Origin of the sequence: Streptomyces sp. NPDC059909 (genome assembly GCF_042730885.1) — a bacterium.
Taxonomy (GTDB): Bacteria; Actinomycetota; Actinomycetes; order Streptomycetales; family Streptomycetaceae; genus Streptomyces.
Genome location: NZ_JBHWKX010000247.1, coordinates 1 through 1,208, shown reverse-complemented (window position 1 = coordinate 1,208; position 1,208 = coordinate 1). Strand labels below are relative to the sequence as shown.

Sequence of the window (1,208 nt, the reverse complement as noted above, 5' to 3'; positions counted from 1 at the left end):
GTTCCCGACTGTTTCGTGGTGGGGGCGAGGCCGGCGTAGGAGGCGAGGTGGGCGGCGGTGGGGTAGCTGGTGCCGTCGCCGACGGTGGTCAGCAGGACGGCGGCGGTCCTGACGCCGACGCCGGGCATCGAGGTCAGGACCGGGGAAAGAGGGTGGGCCTCCAGCAGCGTGTTGATCTGGGCTTCCATCGCCCTGCGCTGGGTGTGCACGGCGGTCAGGGAAGCGGCCAGGGAGGGGACGACGATGTCCAGGGTGCCGGTGCCCGGGACGACGACGGTCTGCTCGTCGAGCGCGTCGAAGACGTCATCGATCAGTCGGGCGGCCATGCGCGGGGCCTTCGGGCGGATCAGTTCCACGAGCCGGCGGCGGCCGGCCTTGCGCAGGGCGGCCGGGGAGCCATAGCGCTCCAGGAGCCAGGTGATTGCCTGGTGGTCCAGACGTGGTCCGAGGACGCGTTCCAGGCTGGGGTGGAACTGGGTGAGCAGGCCGCGTATCCGGTTGCTGGTGCGGGTGGCCTCGGCGGCGAGGTCCTGGTCGAAGCCGACCAGGACGGTCAGCTCGGCAGTGATCTCGTCGGTCAGTTCCAGGGAGCGCAGGGTGTGCGGCATCGTCCGTGCGGCGTCCGCGATGACGGCCGCGTCCTTGGCGTCGGTCTTGGCCTCTCCGGGGTAGAGGTCGGCGATGCGGCGCATGGCCAGGCCGGGCAGGTAGGCGACGCGGCAGCCCGCGTCGCGGGCGACGGTCAACGGCAGGGCGCCGATGGAGGCGGGCTGGTCCACGATCACCAACACGGTGCCGAACTTCGCGGTCAGCTTGTCGAAGACGGCCCGCAGTTTCGGCTCGCTGTTGGGCAGCGGCTTGTCGAAGACCTTTTTGCCCGCCAGGGTGAGCCCGTGGCCGTGATGGTTGCTCTTGCCGACGTCCAGGCCGAGGAATACGCCCACGTCTTCGATCTCGAACATCGTGCCCCTTCCAGGGGTGTTGACGGTGCCGGCCTCGGCTCGGGTGTCGTGCTCGCGCATCCACGTTATGCAGACCTGCCGCCCGCGAACTGCCCGGCATTGCACCGGACCGGACGGTGGCCGGACCTCTGATCAGCGTCTCCGACGAACACCCCCGGGCCCGGTGACACCACCCCCCAGGTCATTCCTTCGACAGGGGGACACAGTCATGCCGGGCCCAGAGGCCAGCGGCCCCGTTGCGGAGCC

General features: G+C 70.2%; 1 protein-coding gene. It reads right to left on the bottom strand.

Translation table 11 applies throughout. From position 1 onward, the window contains the following. On the bottom strand, positions 1-962 hold a 962-nt coding region (locus tag ACFV9O_RS40580), incomplete at its 3' end, for an IS110 family transposase (RefSeq protein ID WP_385428144.1). Positions 963-1,208: the final 246 nt, after the last annotated feature.